Source organism: Streptomyces sp. NPDC051576 (assembly GCF_040681835.1).
GTDB lineage: Bacteria > Actinomycetota > Actinomycetes > Streptomycetales > Streptomycetaceae > Streptomyces.
The window spans coordinates 53,199-66,724 of the sequence record NZ_JBFAZO010000020.1; the positions used below are offsets into that span (position 1 = coordinate 53,199).

Consider the following 13,526-nt stretch of genomic DNA (forward strand, 5'->3'; position numbering starts at 1 on the left):
TTCCCGGCATGCCCGCATCCCCGAGCACCGCCCGGGCCATCAACGACCGGCTCGCCCTGCGGCTGCTCCAGCACGAAGGCCCGCTGACCGCAGGGCAGTTGAAGCAGCTCACCGGACTGTCCCGGCCCACCGTCGCCGACCTCGTCGAACGCCTCACCGCCTCCGGACTGATCGAGATGGTCGGCGAGTCCGGGGAGCAACGGCGCGGCCCGAACGCCCGGTTGTACGGTCTCGTCGCCGACCGCGCCCACCTCGCCGCGCTGGATGTCCGCACGGAGGGCGTCTCCGTCCTCGTCTCCGATCTGGTCGGCCGGGTGCTCGCGGAGGCGTCCGTGCCGATCGACGGCGACTCGGGCACCGGTCCGGCCGTCGAGCAGGCCGTGGCGCTGGTCGAGCGGGCCGCGAAGGAGGCGGGCGCTGAGCATCTGCACACGGTCGGCATCGGCGCCCCCGGTCTCATCGCCCCGACCACCGGCGAACTCCGCGACACCACGGGCCTGCCCGCGTGGCACCGCCGCCTGGTGGCCGCCCTCCAGGAACGGCTCCCCGACGCCCGCGTCGTCGTGGAGAACGAGACCAACCTCGCGGCCCTCGCGGAACAGCGCGACGGCGCGGCCCGCGACCGTGACACCTTCGTCCTCGTCTGGCTGGGCATGGGCATCGGCGCCGCGATCGTCCTGGACGGGGCGTTGCGCCGAGGGGCGTCGGGAGGCGCGGGCGAGTTGGGCTTCCTTCCGGTGCCGGGCACCAGGGGGCTTCCCTCGGCGACGGACTGCGAGGGAGGTTTCCACTCGCTGGCGGGGGCCGGTGCGGTACTCGAACTGGCCCGGGAACACGGGGTGTTGGGCGTCGGGGGCGCGGCGGAGGTGGTGCGGTGGGCGGTGACCGAGGTGGCCGACCCGGGACGTACCGCCGCCACCCGCTTCCTGGATGCCCTCGCCGACCGCGTCGCCCTCGGTGTCGCCTCCGTCGTGGCGCTGCTGGACCCCGGATGCGTGGTCCTCGGCGGCGAGATCGGGCAGGCCGGCGGCGACGAACTCGCCGTGCGGGTCGCCGAACGGATCGGGCGTATGTCACCCCTGCCCGCGGAGGTGCGCCCCAGCGTCCTCGGCGGCGCCGCCGTGCTGCGCGGCGCGCTGCTCACCGCGCAGGACGGGGCGCAGGACGAACTGTTCGGCTGAGGGGCCCGGCGGTGGGCAAGGGCCGTCGTCACCACCGCCGGACCGGTTCAGGGAGATCCGAAAAGGACTAGACCAAATGATCCAGCAGGTGAGGGCCGGTTGAGAAGTCCATGGGCACTCTCTGTGAGCCAGCCCACACCGTTCACCTGGATGGACCCTTGCCGGGCGTGGCACACTTGCCGTGTACCAGAAGCAGCGCACTCCGGGGTCGGTGAAAGTCCGAACCGGCGGTTACAGTCCGCGACCCGTCCGCTTCCAGCGGCCGGTTGACCAGGTGAAATTCCTGGACCGACGGTTAAAGTCCGGATGGGAGGCAGTGCGCGGCGGGCGGGCATTCGTGCGCGCCGCCGTATCGGCTCGTCCTGTGTGGACGGGTTCTTTCCGGCGTCGTTCCCGGTGCTTCCGTTCGTTTCATTCTGTCGTCCTCGACAGGCCCCGGAGTCCGTGCCCCGATGTGGCAGGAGGACCCGGGAAGTGTTCACCGGAATCGTCGAAGAGCTGGGTGAGGTCACCGCCGTCGAGAGTCTCGACGACGCCTCCCGCTTTCGGCTCCGCGGACCCATCGTCACCGAGGGCGCGAAGCACGGCGACTCCATCGCCGTGAACGGCGTCTGTCTCACCGTCGTCGAGCACGAGGGTGACGAGTTCACCGCCGACGTCATGGCCGAGACCCTGAACCGCTCCAGCCTCGGCGTCCTCGCCGTCGGCTCCCGCGTCAACCTCGAACGTCCCATGGCCCTCGGCGCCCGCCTCGGCGGCCACATCGTGCAGGGCCATGTCGATGGCACTGGCGCGGTGTTGGAGCGCAAGCCGTCCGAGAACTGGGAGATCGTCAAGATCTCGCTCCCCGCGGACCTCACGCGCTACGTGGTCGAGAAGGGCTCCATCACCGTCGACGGCATCAGCCTCACCGTCGTCGACGCCGGCCCCGACTTCTTCACCGTCAGCCTCATCCCCACCACCCTCGGTCTGACCACCCTCGGTCTCAAGCAGCCCGGCGACCCGGTCAACCTCGAAGTCGACGTCATCGCCAAGTACGTCGAGCGGCTCATGGGCGCGCGGGGGGCGGACAAGTGAACTGGCTCAACTCCGAGGCGTTCGTCATGTTCGGCCAGCACATCAAGTGGTCGGACATGATCGGCAACGTCGTCGGTCTCATCGCCCTCGCCCTGGGCTGGCGCCGCTCCATCTGGAGCTGGCCCACCCAGTTCGTCTCCGGCGTGATCCTGTTCGCCGCCTTCGCCACCGCCCACCTCTCCGGCAGCGCCGGCAAGCAGGTCGTCGTCATGGTCGTCGCGGTCTACGGCTGGTGGCAGTGGAACCGCGGCCAGGGCGGCTCCGCCGACGGCCACATCACCCCCCGCTTCGCCACCTGGCGCGAGCGCGCCGTCCTGGTCGGCGCCGCCGCCGTGGGCACGGTCGCGGTCGCCGCCCTCTTCAAGGCGTACCCGTCGCTCTCCTGGGACCCCTGGCCCGACGCCTACATATTCGTCGGCACCGTCGTCGCCATGTACGCCCAGGCCCGCGGGATGGTCGAGTTCTGGTTCGCCTGGCTCCTCGTCGACCTGGTCGGCGTCCCCCTCAACTTCGCCAACGGCTTCGCGTTCTCCGGCTTCGTCTACGTCATCTACGGCGCGCTCGTCCTGTGGGGCATGCGCGACTGGTGGCTGCGCTCCCGCAAGGCCCCGCAGCCCGTCATGGAAGGAGCGCCGGCATGACAGCGGCACCGATCCTGTACAGCACCGACGGTTTCGAGGACTTCTCGCTCGACCCGGTCGAGCAGGCCATCGCCGACATCGCGGCCGGCCGCCCGGTCGTGGTCGTCGACGACGAGGACCGCGAGAACGAGGGCGACCTCGTCATCGCCGCCGAGAAGGCCACCCCCGAGATCGTCGCCTTCATGATGAGCGAGTGCCGCGGCCTCATCTGCGCCCCCATGGAGGGCGAGGAGCTGGACCGGCTCCGGCTCCCGCAGATGGTCGAGGACAACACCGAGTCCATGAAGACCGCGTTCACCGTCTCCGTGGACGCGTCCGCCGTGCACGGTGTGACCACCGGAATCTCGGCCTCCGACCGCGCGACCACGCTACGGCTCCTCGCCAGCGGCACCGTCGAGGCCGACGACCTGGTCCGCCCCGGCCACATCTTCCCGCTGCGCGCCCGCTCCGGCGGAGTGCTGGTCCGCAACGGCCACACCGAGGCAGCCGTCGACCTCGCCCGCCTCGCGGGCCTGCGCCCGGCCGGCGCGATCGTCGAGATCGCGGGCGAGGACGGCCGGATGCTCCGCCTCCCCGAACTGATTCCGTTCGCCCGCAAGCACGGCCTGACGATCATCTCCATCGAGGACCTGATCGCCTACCGGCAGACCGCCGAACCCACTGTCCGCCGCGAGGCCGAGGTCCGACTCCCCACCCGCCACGGCCAGTTCACGGCGTATGGCTACCGCTCCACCGTCGACGGCGTCGAGCACGTCGCCCTCGTCCACGGCGACATCGGCGACGGCGAGGACGTCCTGGTCCGCGTCCACTCCGAATGCCTCACCGGCGACGTCTTCCACTCCCTGCGCTGCGACTGCGGCCCCCAGCTGGAGGCCTCCCTGGAGCGCATCCAGGAGGAGGGCAGGGGCGTCGTCGTCTACCTGCGCGGCCACGAGGGGCGCGGCATCGGCCTGCTCTCCAAGCTCCGGGCGTACGAACTCCAGGAGCGCGGCCGGGACACCCTCGACGCCAACCTCGAACTCGGCCTGCCCGCCGACGCCCGGGACTACGGCGCCGGCGCGCAGATCCTGGAGGACTTGGGCGTGCGCAGCCTGCGCCTGATGACCAACAACCCCGACAAGACCGACGCGCTCGTCCGGCACGGCCTCAAGGTCACCGGCCGGGAGCCGATGCCCGTGACCGCGGGCGAGCACAACCTCACCTACCTGCGCACCAAGCGGGACCGGATGGGACACGACCTGCCCTGGCTGGACGCGGCCCCCGTGTCCACCTGCGGCAACCAGTAACCAGCAAGAGAGCGACGAGGAGAGACGTACGTGAGCGGCAAGGGCGCACCGGAACTGTCCGTACGAGGCGTCGGAGACCTGCGGGTCGCCGTCATCGCGGCGCAGTGGCACGAAAAGGTGATGGACGGTCTGGTGGACGGCGCCCTGCGCGCCCTGCACGACCTCGGGATCGACGAGCCGACCCTGCTCCGGGTCCCCGGCAGTTGGGAACTCCCGGTCGTGGCAAAGGTGTTGGCGGGCCGGGGCTACGACGCGATCGTCGCCCTCGGCGTCGTCATCCGGGGCGGCACCCCGCACTTCGAGTACGTGTGCCAGGGAGTGGTCCAGGGCCTCACCCAGGTCTCGGTGGAGACCGGCGTCCCCGTCGGCATGGGTGTACTGACCTGCGACACCGAGGAGCAGGCCCTGGACCGGGCCGGCCTCGCGGGCTCGAACGAGGACAAGGGGCACGAGGCGGTGACGGCGGCGGTCGCGACGGCGGCCACCCTCCGCTCAGTATCTGAACCGTGGCGTTAAGCCCACGATTGTTTGCAATAGGGTGGGCAGCACCATGTCCAATAAGACGTTCGAGGAGCTGTTCACCGAGCTCCAGCAGAAGGCCGCCACCGGCGACCCCGCCACTTCCCGCACCGCAGAGCTGGTCGGCAAGGGCGTCCATGCCATCGGCAAGAAGGTCGTAGAAGAGGCCGCCGAGGTCTGGATGGCCGCGGAGTACGAGGGCAAGGAGGCGGCTGCCGAGGAGATCTCGCAGCTGCTCTACCACGTCCAGGTGATGATGGTCGCCCGCGGCATCTCGCTGGACGACGTCTACGCCCACCTCTGAGCCACACCCCCACCCGCACATCCCACGAAAAGGAAGCCGACCTCATGCTGCGCATCGCCGTCCCGAACAAGGGTTCCCTGTCAGGACCTGCGGCGGACATGCTGCATGAGGCCGGCTACCAGCAGCGTCGGGAGTCCAAGGAACTGCGGATCGTCGACCCGGTCAACGAGGTGGAGTTCTTCTACCTCCGCCCCCGCGACATCGCGATCTATGTCTCCTCAGGCCGCCTCGACATCGGCATCACCGGCCGCGACCTGCTCATCGACTCCGGGGCGCACGCCGAGGAGATCCTGCCGCTGGGCTTCGCCCGCTCCACCTTCCGCTTCGCCGCCAAGCCCGGCACCGCGACCGGCATGCAGGACCTCAAGGGCAAGACGGTCGCCACCTCCTACGAGGGGATCGTCGCCGCGCACCTCGCGGCGGGCGGCGTCGACGCTTCCGTGGTCCACCTGGACGGCGCCGTCGAGACCGCCATCGAACTCGGCGTCGCCGAGGTCATCGCGGACGTCGTCGAGACCGGCACCAGCCTGCGCAACGCGGGCCTGGAGGTCTTCGGCGACCCGATCATGAAGTCCGAGGCGATCGTCATCCGGCGCTCGGGAGCCGAGACCGCCGACAGTGCCGACAGCGCCGAGCCCAAGGTCCAGCAGTTCCTGCGCCGCCTCCAGGGCGTCCTGGTCGCCCGGACATACGTGATGATGGACTACGACTGCCGGGTCGAGCAGTTGGAGAAGGCCGTCGCGCTCACCCCCGGCCTGGAGTCCCCGACCGTCTCCCCGCTGCACAACGAAGGCTGGGTCGCCGTCCGCGCGATGGTCCCCGCCAAGGAGGCGCAGCGGATCATGGACGACCTGTACGACATCGGCGCCCGGGCCATCCTGACGACGGCCATCCACGCCTGCCGTCTCTGAGGAACACGCCGAGGACCACACCGATCATGTCCGAACTCCCCGCCCTGCCGGTCACGTTCCGGCCGGGCCGCACCCGAGCCGTGCTGCTCACCGCGGGCATCGCGATCTTCGTCGTCATCACGACCGTCGCGATGCTCCTGGAGCAGCTCACCCCGGGGGAGAAGCTCAGCTTCGTCTTCACCGGCGCCCTCCTCTTCGCCGTACTGGCCCTGCTCGCCCGGGTGAAGGTCGTCGCCGACGAGACCGGTGTCACCGTCGTCAACATCGTCAGCCGGCGCCGTCTGGCGTGGGCCGAGATCCTCCAGGTGAACCTGCGCCACGGCGACCCCTGGGTGTTCATCGACCTCAGCGACGGCACCAGCCTGCCGGTCCTGGGCATCCAGCCCGGCATCGCCAAGGAGCGGGCCATCGCCGACGCGCGCACTCTGCGGGCGCTCGTCGAGGACCGGTCCACGAGGGATCTGCCGTAGACCGCCATGTCTTGATTAATCTGTTGTCGGTGGCGTTTTTCGTTCCCGCCTCCGCCACCGATGCTTCCCCTGTGTTCAGAGGCACCCTGCGACCCGAGGAGTGACTCCCTCCAGCGATGGACGGATCGTCCTGTAGTACCTGCGCCGCCCCCTCCCGACATACCGAGGCGGCGGCATGACCATCCCCTTGCTGCTCCTCGGAGCGGCGATCCTGCTGATTCTGGCCAACGGCTTCTTCGTCGCGGCCGAGTTCGGGCTCGTCACCGTGGAGCGTCCCGAGGCCGAGAAGGCCGCCGCCGAGGGCGACCGACGGGCCGCCACGGTCGTCGAGTCGCTCAAGGAGCTGTCCTTCCAGCTCTCCGGCACCCAGCTCGGCATCACCATCACCTCCCTGGTCGTCGGCATGCTCGCCGAACCGGCCCTGGCGGAGCTGCTGCACGGCCCGTTCGGCGCGATCGGCATCCCCGAGGGCGCCGTCTCCGGTGTCGCCGTGGTCGTCGGCATGCTGCTCGCCTCCGCCGTGCAGATGGTGATCGGCGAACTCGTGCCCAAGAACTGGGCGGTGTCGCGGCCCCTGCAGGTCGCGCGCTTCGTCGCCGCTCCGCAGCACACCTTCGCCCGGCTGTTCCGCCCGGTGATCGCCGCGCTCAACGCGGTCGCCAACCGGCTCGTCCGCGCCTTGGGTGTAGAGCCCGCCGAGGAGCTGGCCTCCGCCCGCACCCCCGGCGAACTCGTCTCCCTCGCCCGGCACTCGGCCCAGGCCGGCGCCCTGGAGCAGGACACCGCCGACCTCTTCGTACGGACGCTGTCGCTGGGCGAGCTGACCGCGCAGCACGTGATGACCCCGCGCGTGAAGGTCAGCGCGCTCCAGTCGTCGGCGACCGCCGAGGACGTGGTCAACCTGACCCGCGCCACCGGTCTGTCCCGCTTCCCCGTCTACCGGGAGAAGATCGACGAGATCGTCGGCATGGTCCACCTCAAGGACGCGCTGGCCGTGCCCGCGCCCGACCGGCTGCACACCGTGGTCACCAGCATCGCCAAGTCCCCGGTACTGGTCCCCGAGACCCTGCCCGTCCAGCCGCTGCTGGCCCGGCTGCGCAGCGAGCAGCCGATCGCCGTCGTCGTCGACGAGTACGGCGGTACGGCCGGTGTGGTCACCCTGGAGGACATCGTCGAGGAACTCGTCGGCGAGGTCCGCGACGAGCACGACGGCCAGGACCTCCCCGAACTCGCCGCCGTCCCGCCCGAGGACGGAAAACCCGCCTGGGACGCCGACGGCAGTTGCCGCGTCGACATCCTCCAGCGCATAGGCCTCGACGTGCCCGAAGGACCGTACGAGACCGTCGCCGGACTGGTCGCCGACCTGCTCGGCCGGATCCCGGCCCCCGGCGACAAGGCCGAACTCCCCGGCTGGCGGCTGTCGGTGCGCCAGGTCGGGCACTACCGCGCCGAGCGGGTCCGCCTCGTACGCACGGCTCCCGTGGTGAACATCATGGAGGCGGCCCGATGACCGTCCTCCAACTCCTGTTCGCCGCCCTGCTGGTGCTCGCCAACGGCTTCTTCGTCGGCGCCGAGTTCGCCCTCGTCTCCGTCCGCCGCAGCCAGATCGAACCCCTCGGCACCACCCGCGCCCGCCAGGTCCTCTACGGCCTGGAGCGGCTGCCCCAGATGATGGCCGCGGCCCAATTCGGCATCACCGTCTGCTCGTTGACCCTGGGCGCGGTCGCCGAGCCGACGGTCGCCCATGTGCTGGAGCCGGTCTTCGAGTGGATGCACCTGCCCGAGGGAATGATCCACCCCCTCGGATACGTCCTCGCACTGGCCGCCGTGGTCTTCTTCCACCTGGTCATCGGCGAGATGGTCCCGAAGAACCTCGCGATGGCCGCGCCGGAGAAGGCCGCCCTGTGGCTGAGCCCCGGCCTGGTCGCCTTCGCCCGGGTGTGCCGGCCGATCACCGTGGCCCTCGGCGCCGTCGCCCAGGGCATCCTGCGGCTCTTCCATGTCGAGCCCAAGGACGAGGTCGAGGCGGTCTTCACCAGCGAACAGCTCAACCGCCTGGTGGAGGACTCCGGTCAGGCCGGTCTCCTCGACCCCGAGGAGCAGGAACGCCTGGAGGACGCACTGGAGTTGGGGTCCCGCCCGGTCACCGACGTGCTCTTGCGCCGGGAGGACCTGGTGACGGTCAGCCCCTCGGTCACCCCGGGCGAGATCGTCGCGCTCACCGCCCGCACCGGCTACTCCCGCTTCCCGATCGCGGCGGAGACCGGCGCCTTCATGGGCTATCTGCATGTGAAGGACGTCCTCGACCTGGAGGAGTCCCAGCGGGCGGTGCCGCAGCAGATCTGGCGTCCCATGACGACCCTGCGGTCCGAACTCCCCCTGGACGACGCCCTGACGGTGATGCGCCGCGCCGCCACGCACCTGGCCCAGGTGGCCGACGCGTCCGGCAAGGTGCTGGGCCTGGTCGCCCTGGAGGACGTGCTGGAACTCCTGGTCGGCGAGGTCACCGACCCGGCGCACCGGGACACCCCGGACGACGTCAGGGTCTCGGAACCGCGCGCGAGCGGCGCCCAGAAGGAGGCGCTGGCGAGCTGAGCGACCGGGGTGCGGGGCCCGGGGTCCTGTCGTCACATCGGCGACGGATCCTGCGGCCCCCGCCCCGACAGCACCTCGCCGTACGCCTGCATCAGATCCGGCAGCCGCAGCGTGGAGAGATCGTCCCGCGACAGCATCCCGGGGTACACCGACAACCGCAGATCCCGGTACGCGCAGCTCTTCTCGTACAGGGTCCGCAGGAACCGTCCGTTGCCCAGCTCGTCGATCCACCCCTGGTCCACCACGTGCCCGGCGATGGAGCGCAGCTCGTCGAGCGCCTCCTCGTCCCACACGTCACCGTTCTCCGCGGCCAACACCTCGCCGATGGAGGTGAGTTCGAGGGGACGGTACGAGGGGAAGTCGACACGGGTCGTGAAGCGGGAGGACAGCCCGGGGTTCGCGGCCAGCAGCCGGTCCATGCCCTCGGGGTAGCCGGCCAGGATCACCACCAGGTGGTCGCGGTTGTCCTCGGCCCGCTTCAGCAGCACCTGTAAGGCCTCGTCGCCGTACGCGTCGCCCTTGCCGTAACCGGAGTTGGAGAGCGAGTAGGCCTCGTCGACGAAGAGGACGCCGCCGATCGCGGAGTCGATCAACTCGTTGGCCTTCACGGCCGTCTGGCCGAGGTACTCGCCGACCAGGTCCGCCCGCTGGGCCTCGACGAGGTGGTCGCCGCCGAGCAGTCCGAGGGCGTAGAAGACCCGGCCGAGGATGCGGGCCACGGTGGTCTTGCCGGTGCCCGAGGGGCCGGAGAAGACGAAGTGCCGTTTCGGCGGCTGGACCGGCAGGCCCTGCCCGGCGCGCAACCGCGCCATGTTCAACTGGGCGGACAGCGCCTTGACTTGGCGCTTGACCGGCTCCAGCCCCACCATGCGCTCCAGCTCGTTGAGCGCCTCCTCCAGCAGGACGGGGTCGGTGGGACCGGTGGGCAGCGGCGGTACTGGCACCGAGGTCTTCTCGCGCACGGAGTCGGCCGCGGAGGGCAGCGGACCGGTCGGCGGCAGACCGGGATCCGACAGCTTGAGGTCACGCCCCTCGGCGCCGAACAGCGGATCGAGCCCGTCGGGACCCTCCAGCGCGTCCTGCCCGCCGGAGAGCCTGATCGCCGCGAGGTCGCTGACGTCCTCGGCGCCGTCGTACCCGTCGGAGTCGGTGATCGCGGCGAGCCGCGCCGAGGTGTCCATGAACGCGGGATCGACCCGGTGCACGGCCCGGTACAGGGGGAGCGCGGCGGCGCTGCGGCCGGTGCCCTCGTGGGCCCGCGCCAGCCAGTACCGCAGCTCCTTGCGCTGCGGCTGTTCGCTGCGGCAGCGCATCAGCGCGGCGGAGAGCAGCGGCTCGGCCTGGCCGTACATCTCCAGCCGGACCCGGGCCATCCCGCCGAACAACCCGGCCTCGATGCCCAGGAGTTGGTCGTTGATCAGCGGGTCCGTGTGCCGGACCAACTGCTCCCAGTCCTTGACCAGATAGGCGCGGCAGGCGTGCAGGAAGCGCACCTGGTGGTCGGTGTCGACGGGCGGAAGTCCGGCCAACGCCCGGTCCAGTTCCGGGACATGGCGGCCGTCCAGCCAGTGCGAGGCGTGCGCGAGCAGCAGATCACGCGGGCTCTCCAGCACGGGCTGGACCCACCAGCCCAGCCAGTACCAGGAGTTGAGCGTCCGGCGGTGTCTGGTGCGCTGTTCCCCGAAGCGCTCGCGGTGCCGGTACATCCGCAGCAGTGCGGTCGTGGTGTCGACCCGCAGCGCGTGCAGTCCGAGCCAGCCGTCGGCCATCCCGGGATCCATGCGGACCGCGGTGCGGAACTCCTCCTCCGCCTGCGGATAAGCGCCCATCGTGTAGGCGTCCACGCCTCGCAGCCACGCGAGGTCGGCCGGGGCCTCGGAGCCCTGCGTGCCGAAGTCCATCACGTCCCCCCACAAACCGTGCCCCCGTTGATTCGCCGCCGGGCCGGCGCCCGTCGGCAGTCTGGGTCGAACCGCTGTGCCGCGGACGGGAGTTGCCGTGGTGCGCGAAGCAGCCGTCCGATGGTCGCACCCAGGGCATCGTACCTGCGGGGCAGTCGCCCACCGAAGGGTGCGGGCAAGGCCGTTTGACGAGGTGGGAGCAGATGGGGCGCACTCAGGACGGTGACCCAGGGTGAGCGAATCACGGCTCGTGACGGCCGGAAAAGGGGGCTGAGAGCAGAACGAAGCCCCCGATCACGGGGGAACAACCGGGGGCTTCGCGACTCTGGGCGGCTTCGAACGGCCGCACATTCAGAACGTAAGACCTGTACGGCCCCTGGGTCAAGCCGAGTTGGGGCACTCAGGCAACTTCACACAGGACGGTCTTCACAAGTTCAGCACACTGCGGGCGGTCCGTCACCGTGGGTGACGCCGTGGTCCGGTCCAATCGTCACAGCGGGCCCCGCGAGCACCTCGTACCCCTTGCTCAACTGCCGTACCAGGAGGTCCGCGTGGGGTCGCGAAGGGTCTTTGGCGAAGTGTTCGCGCTCCGCCTCGACCCAGCCGTCCCAGAAGTCCCGCTGCTCCGCCCCGTCCCGCAGTCGCCCCCGTGCCCAGGCCTCCTCCCGGGGCAACTCCATCCACAGCAGCCCGGCGAGGAACGGGCGCACCTCCCGGCGCCCGGCGCCGACGCCCTCGATCAGGACCACGGGCGCGGGCGGCAGCGCGCGGGGCGGTCCGAAGCGGCGGGTGTGCCAGTCGTAGGCGGCGTAGTGCGCGCTCTCGCCGCGGCCGAAGGGGGCGATCACCTGGTCCAGCAGCCGGTCGGTCCAGCCGAACAACTCGTCGTGGGTGGCGAGATCGTCCAGGTGCAGGACGGGGGCCCCGCCCAGCGCCGTGGACAACCGCTCGGCGAACGTGGACTTCCCGGACCCCGCGTGCCCGTCGACACCGACGAGCCGGACCGGTCCACAGGACGGTGGCAGATGGCTCAGACGGTGTGCCAGGTCGTGCATGGCTGTTCCCGGGAGGTCGTGGGCTGGTGCCGCAGGTCGCCGGGACATTCTAGGGAGCGCGGTTTCCCGTCCCAGGTCATGCCAGTGGTCGATACCAATATTGGTGGGCGTGGCATGGCCCGAAGTGCTGGCAGGGGCACGCTCTCTGCGTCCATAGTTGGCGCACAGCCGTCCATTGGATCTGTCCCGACTCGGAACACCCGGGGGTCTTCCGCCCATGAGCAGAGCCGAACAGCCGTCCCGCAGAACCGTCCTGGCCGCCGCGGTCGCCGCCGCCGTCGTGAGCGGCGCGAGCCCCGCGGTCGCCGCCACCGCCGACGCGCCCGCCGACACGGACCGGGGCCCGGCCCGAGCGGTCGACAACCACGCCTGGACCACCTGCGCCGACTGGCGCGGCGGCACCGCCCGGGGCACCCGGGCCGTCGCGGGCCCGCGCCCCGGCCTCGTCATCGGCGCCGCCCTCGGCAGCGTCGACTACACGGACCCGCACACCGGCAAGACCGCCGCCTGGGAGTACGCGACCTGGACGTCCCCCGTCCACAAGCTCTCGGTCCCCGCGACGGAGACCATCGCCTCCTGGAACGCGCACACCCCCGCCGGCACCTGGATCCAGGTCGAACTGCACGGCACGTACTCCGACGGCACCGACACCCCCTGGTACGTGATGGGCCGCTGGGCGGCCGGCGACCAGGACATCAAGCGGACCTCCGTCGACGGTCAGAAGGACGGCAAGTCCAGTATCTGGACGGACACCTTCGCGATCGACGACGCGACCACCGGCCTGCGCCTGGCGTCGTACCGCCTGCGGCTGACCCTCTACCGCAAGCCGGGCACCAAGCTCACCCCCACCGTGTGGCGGCTGGGCGCGATGGGCTCGGACATCCCCGACCGCTTCACCGTCCCGGCCTCCACGCCCGGACTCGCCCAGGAGCTGATCGTCCCGCGCTACTCGCAGGAGATCCACGTCGGCCAGTACCCCGAGTACGACAACGGCGGCGAGGCATGGTGCAGCCCCACCTCCTCGCAGATGATCATCGAGTACTGGGGCGGCCGGCTCACCCCGGAGCAACTCGCCTGGGTCGACCCGACCTACGCGGACCCGCAGGTCGACAACGCGGCCCGCTTCACCTACGACTACCAGTACCAGGGCTGCGGCAACTGGCCGTTCAACGCCGCCTACGCGGCGACGTACAAGGACCTCCAGGGCGTGGTCACCCGGCTCGGCTCGCTCGGGGACCTGGAGACACTGATCGCGGCGGGCATCCCGGCCGTAACGTCCCAGTCCTTCCTCAGCAGCGAGCTGACCGGCGCGGGGTACGGCACCTCAGGACATCTGATGACCGTGATCGGCTTCACCGCCGACGGCGACGTGATCGCCAACGACCCCAACTCGCCCAGCGATCCGGCCGTCCGCCGCGTCTACAACCGGCGCGAGTGGGAGAACATCTGGCTGCGCACCAAGCGGTACAACGCCTCCGGCAACCTCTCCTCCGGTACCGGCGGCGTCTGTTACCTCTACTTCCCGGCGCAGCCGACCGCCCGCCAGCGCAAGGCACTCGCGGCGGTGGGCGTGCGCTGACCCGGAG

General features: G+C 70.7%; 13 protein-coding genes and 1 riboswitch. Of the genes, 11 read left to right on the top strand and 2 right to left on the bottom strand.

Annotated features, from left to right (window positions below; translation table 11 throughout):
- The first annotated feature begins 8 nt into the window (after nt 1-8).
- The 10 genes from AB0M63_RS43440 (at nt 9) to AB0M63_RS43485 (ending at nt 8,984) form a co-directional block, all read left to right on the top strand.
- On the top strand, nt 9-1,181 hold the full coding sequence (locus AB0M63_RS43440) for an ROK family transcriptional regulator (protein ID WP_366023275.1): 1,173 nt from the start codon (nt 9-11) through the stop codon (nt 1,179-1,181).
- 193 nt (nt 1,182-1,374) lie between these two features.
- Nucleotides 1,375-1,505: riboswitch (FMN riboswitch) on the top strand.
- A 150-nt stretch (nt 1,506-1,655) separates the two neighbouring features.
- On the top strand, nt 1,656-2,258 hold the full coding sequence (locus AB0M63_RS43445) for a riboflavin synthase (RefSeq protein ID WP_366023276.1): 603 nt from the start codon (nt 1,656-1,658) through the stop codon (nt 2,256-2,258).
- On the top strand, nt 2,255-2,899 hold the full coding sequence (locus AB0M63_RS43450; RefSeq protein WP_355918558.1) for a nicotinamide mononucleotide transporter family protein: 645 nt from the start codon (nt 2,255-2,257) through the stop codon (nt 2,897-2,899). The genes AB0M63_RS43445 and AB0M63_RS43450 overlap by 4 nt, the downstream gene beginning before the upstream one ends.
- The gene (locus tag AB0M63_RS43455) at nt 2,896-4,185 is read left to right on the top strand and encodes a bifunctional 3,4-dihydroxy-2-butanone-4-phosphate synthase/GTP cyclohydrolase II (RefSeq protein ID WP_366023277.1); all 1,290 of its coding nucleotides are present in this window, start codon (nt 2,896-2,898) and stop codon (nt 4,183-4,185) included. Before AB0M63_RS43450 ends, AB0M63_RS43455 begins: the two co-directional genes overlap by 4 nt.
- Nucleotides 4,186-4,215: 30 nt before the next feature.
- Nucleotides 4,216-4,701, top strand: coding sequence for a 6,7-dimethyl-8-ribityllumazine synthase (gene ribH, locus AB0M63_RS43460; RefSeq protein ID WP_355918553.1), 486 nt, complete (start codon nt 4,216-4,218; stop codon nt 4,699-4,701).
- A 34-nt stretch (nt 4,702-4,735) separates the two neighbouring features.
- A complete protein-coding gene (locus AB0M63_RS43465) occupies nt 4,736-5,008 on the top strand; it encodes a phosphoribosyl-ATP diphosphatase (RefSeq protein ID WP_018534786.1) in 273 nt (90 codons plus the stop codon).
- A 44-nt stretch (nt 5,009-5,052) separates the two neighbouring features.
- Entirely contained in the window at nt 5,053-5,919 is an 867-nt protein-coding gene (hisG, locus tag AB0M63_RS43470; protein WP_355918549.1) for an ATP phosphoribosyltransferase, read from the top strand.
- A gap of 26 nt (nt 5,920-5,945) precedes the next feature.
- Nucleotides 5,946-6,389, top strand: a complete 444-nt coding sequence (locus AB0M63_RS43475) for a PH domain-containing protein (RefSeq protein ID WP_355918546.1) — start codon at nt 5,946-5,948, stop codon at nt 6,387-6,389.
- A 175-nt stretch (nt 6,390-6,564) separates the two neighbouring features.
- The gene (locus AB0M63_RS43480; RefSeq protein WP_355918543.1) at nt 6,565-7,899 is read left to right on the top strand and encodes a hemolysin family protein; all 1,335 of its coding nucleotides are present in this window, start codon (nt 6,565-6,567) and stop codon (nt 7,897-7,899) included.
- Entirely contained in the window at nt 7,896-8,984 is a 1,089-nt protein-coding gene (locus tag AB0M63_RS43485) for a hemolysin family protein (protein ID WP_355918540.1), read from the top strand. The genes AB0M63_RS43480 and AB0M63_RS43485 overlap by 4 nt, the downstream gene beginning before the upstream one ends.
- Before the next feature lie 32 nt (nt 8,985-9,016).
- Here the strand turns inward: AB0M63_RS43485 and AB0M63_RS43490 are convergent, their stop codons facing one another.
- Together AB0M63_RS43490 and AB0M63_RS43495 are read right to left on the bottom strand one after the other, a co-directional pair.
- Nucleotides 9,017-10,885, bottom strand: coding sequence for an AAA family ATPase (locus AB0M63_RS43490; protein ID WP_355918537.1), 1,869 nt, complete (start codon nt 10,883-10,885; stop codon nt 9,017-9,019).
- Nucleotides 10,886-11,319: 434 nt separating this feature from the next.
- Nucleotides 11,320-11,940 carry a hypothetical protein gene (locus AB0M63_RS43495; protein ID WP_355918534.1) on the bottom strand — a complete coding sequence of 207 codons (621 nt, stop codon included), beginning with the start codon at nt 11,938-11,940 and terminating at the stop codon, nt 11,320-11,322.
- 217 nt (nt 11,941-12,157) lie between these two features.
- Between AB0M63_RS43495 and AB0M63_RS43500 the strand changes: the two genes are divergently transcribed.
- Nucleotides 12,158-13,519 (top strand): peptidase C39 family protein, encoded by a 1,362-nt coding sequence (locus tag AB0M63_RS43500; protein WP_366023278.1) that lies wholly within the window; start codon nt 12,158-12,160, stop codon nt 13,517-13,519.
- Nucleotides 13,520-13,526 lie beyond the last annotated feature (7 nt).

What these genes read in the sequence shown, in the direction of transcription:
- AB0M63_RS43455 (WP_366023277.1), top strand. Translation starts at nt 2,896, where the DNA reads ATGACAGCGGCACCGATCCTGTACAGCACCGACGGTTTCGAGGACTTC.
- AB0M63_RS43485 (WP_355918540.1), top strand. Translation starts at nt 7,896, where the DNA reads ATGACCGTCCTCCAACTCCTGTTCGCCGCCCTGCTGGTGCTCGCCAAC.
- AB0M63_RS43440 (WP_366023275.1), top strand. Translation starts at nt 9, where the DNA reads ATGCCCGCATCCCCGAGCACCGCCCGGGCCATCAACGACCGGCTCGCC.
- AB0M63_RS43490 (WP_355918537.1), bottom strand. Translation starts at nt 10,885, where the DNA reads ATGGACTTCGGCACGCAGGGCTCCGAGGCCCCGGCCGACCTCGCGTGG.
- hisG (WP_355918549.1), top strand. Translation starts at nt 5,053, where the DNA reads ATGCTGCGCATCGCCGTCCCGAACAAGGGTTCCCTGTCAGGACCTGCG.
- AB0M63_RS43480 (WP_355918543.1), top strand. Translation starts at nt 6,565, where the DNA reads ATGACCATCCCCTTGCTGCTCCTCGGAGCGGCGATCCTGCTGATTCTG.
- AB0M63_RS43495 (WP_355918534.1), bottom strand. Translation starts at nt 11,940, where the DNA reads ATGCACGACCTGGCACACCGTCTGAGCCATCTGCCACCGTCCTGTGGA.
- AB0M63_RS43500 (WP_366023278.1), top strand. Translation starts at nt 12,158, where the DNA reads ATGAGCAGAGCCGAACAGCCGTCCCGCAGAACCGTCCTGGCCGCCGCG.
- AB0M63_RS43465 (WP_018534786.1), top strand. Translation starts at nt 4,736, where the DNA reads ATGTCCAATAAGACGTTCGAGGAGCTGTTCACCGAGCTCCAGCAGAAG.
- AB0M63_RS43475 (WP_355918546.1), top strand. Translation starts at nt 5,946, where the DNA reads ATGTCCGAACTCCCCGCCCTGCCGGTCACGTTCCGGCCGGGCCGCACC.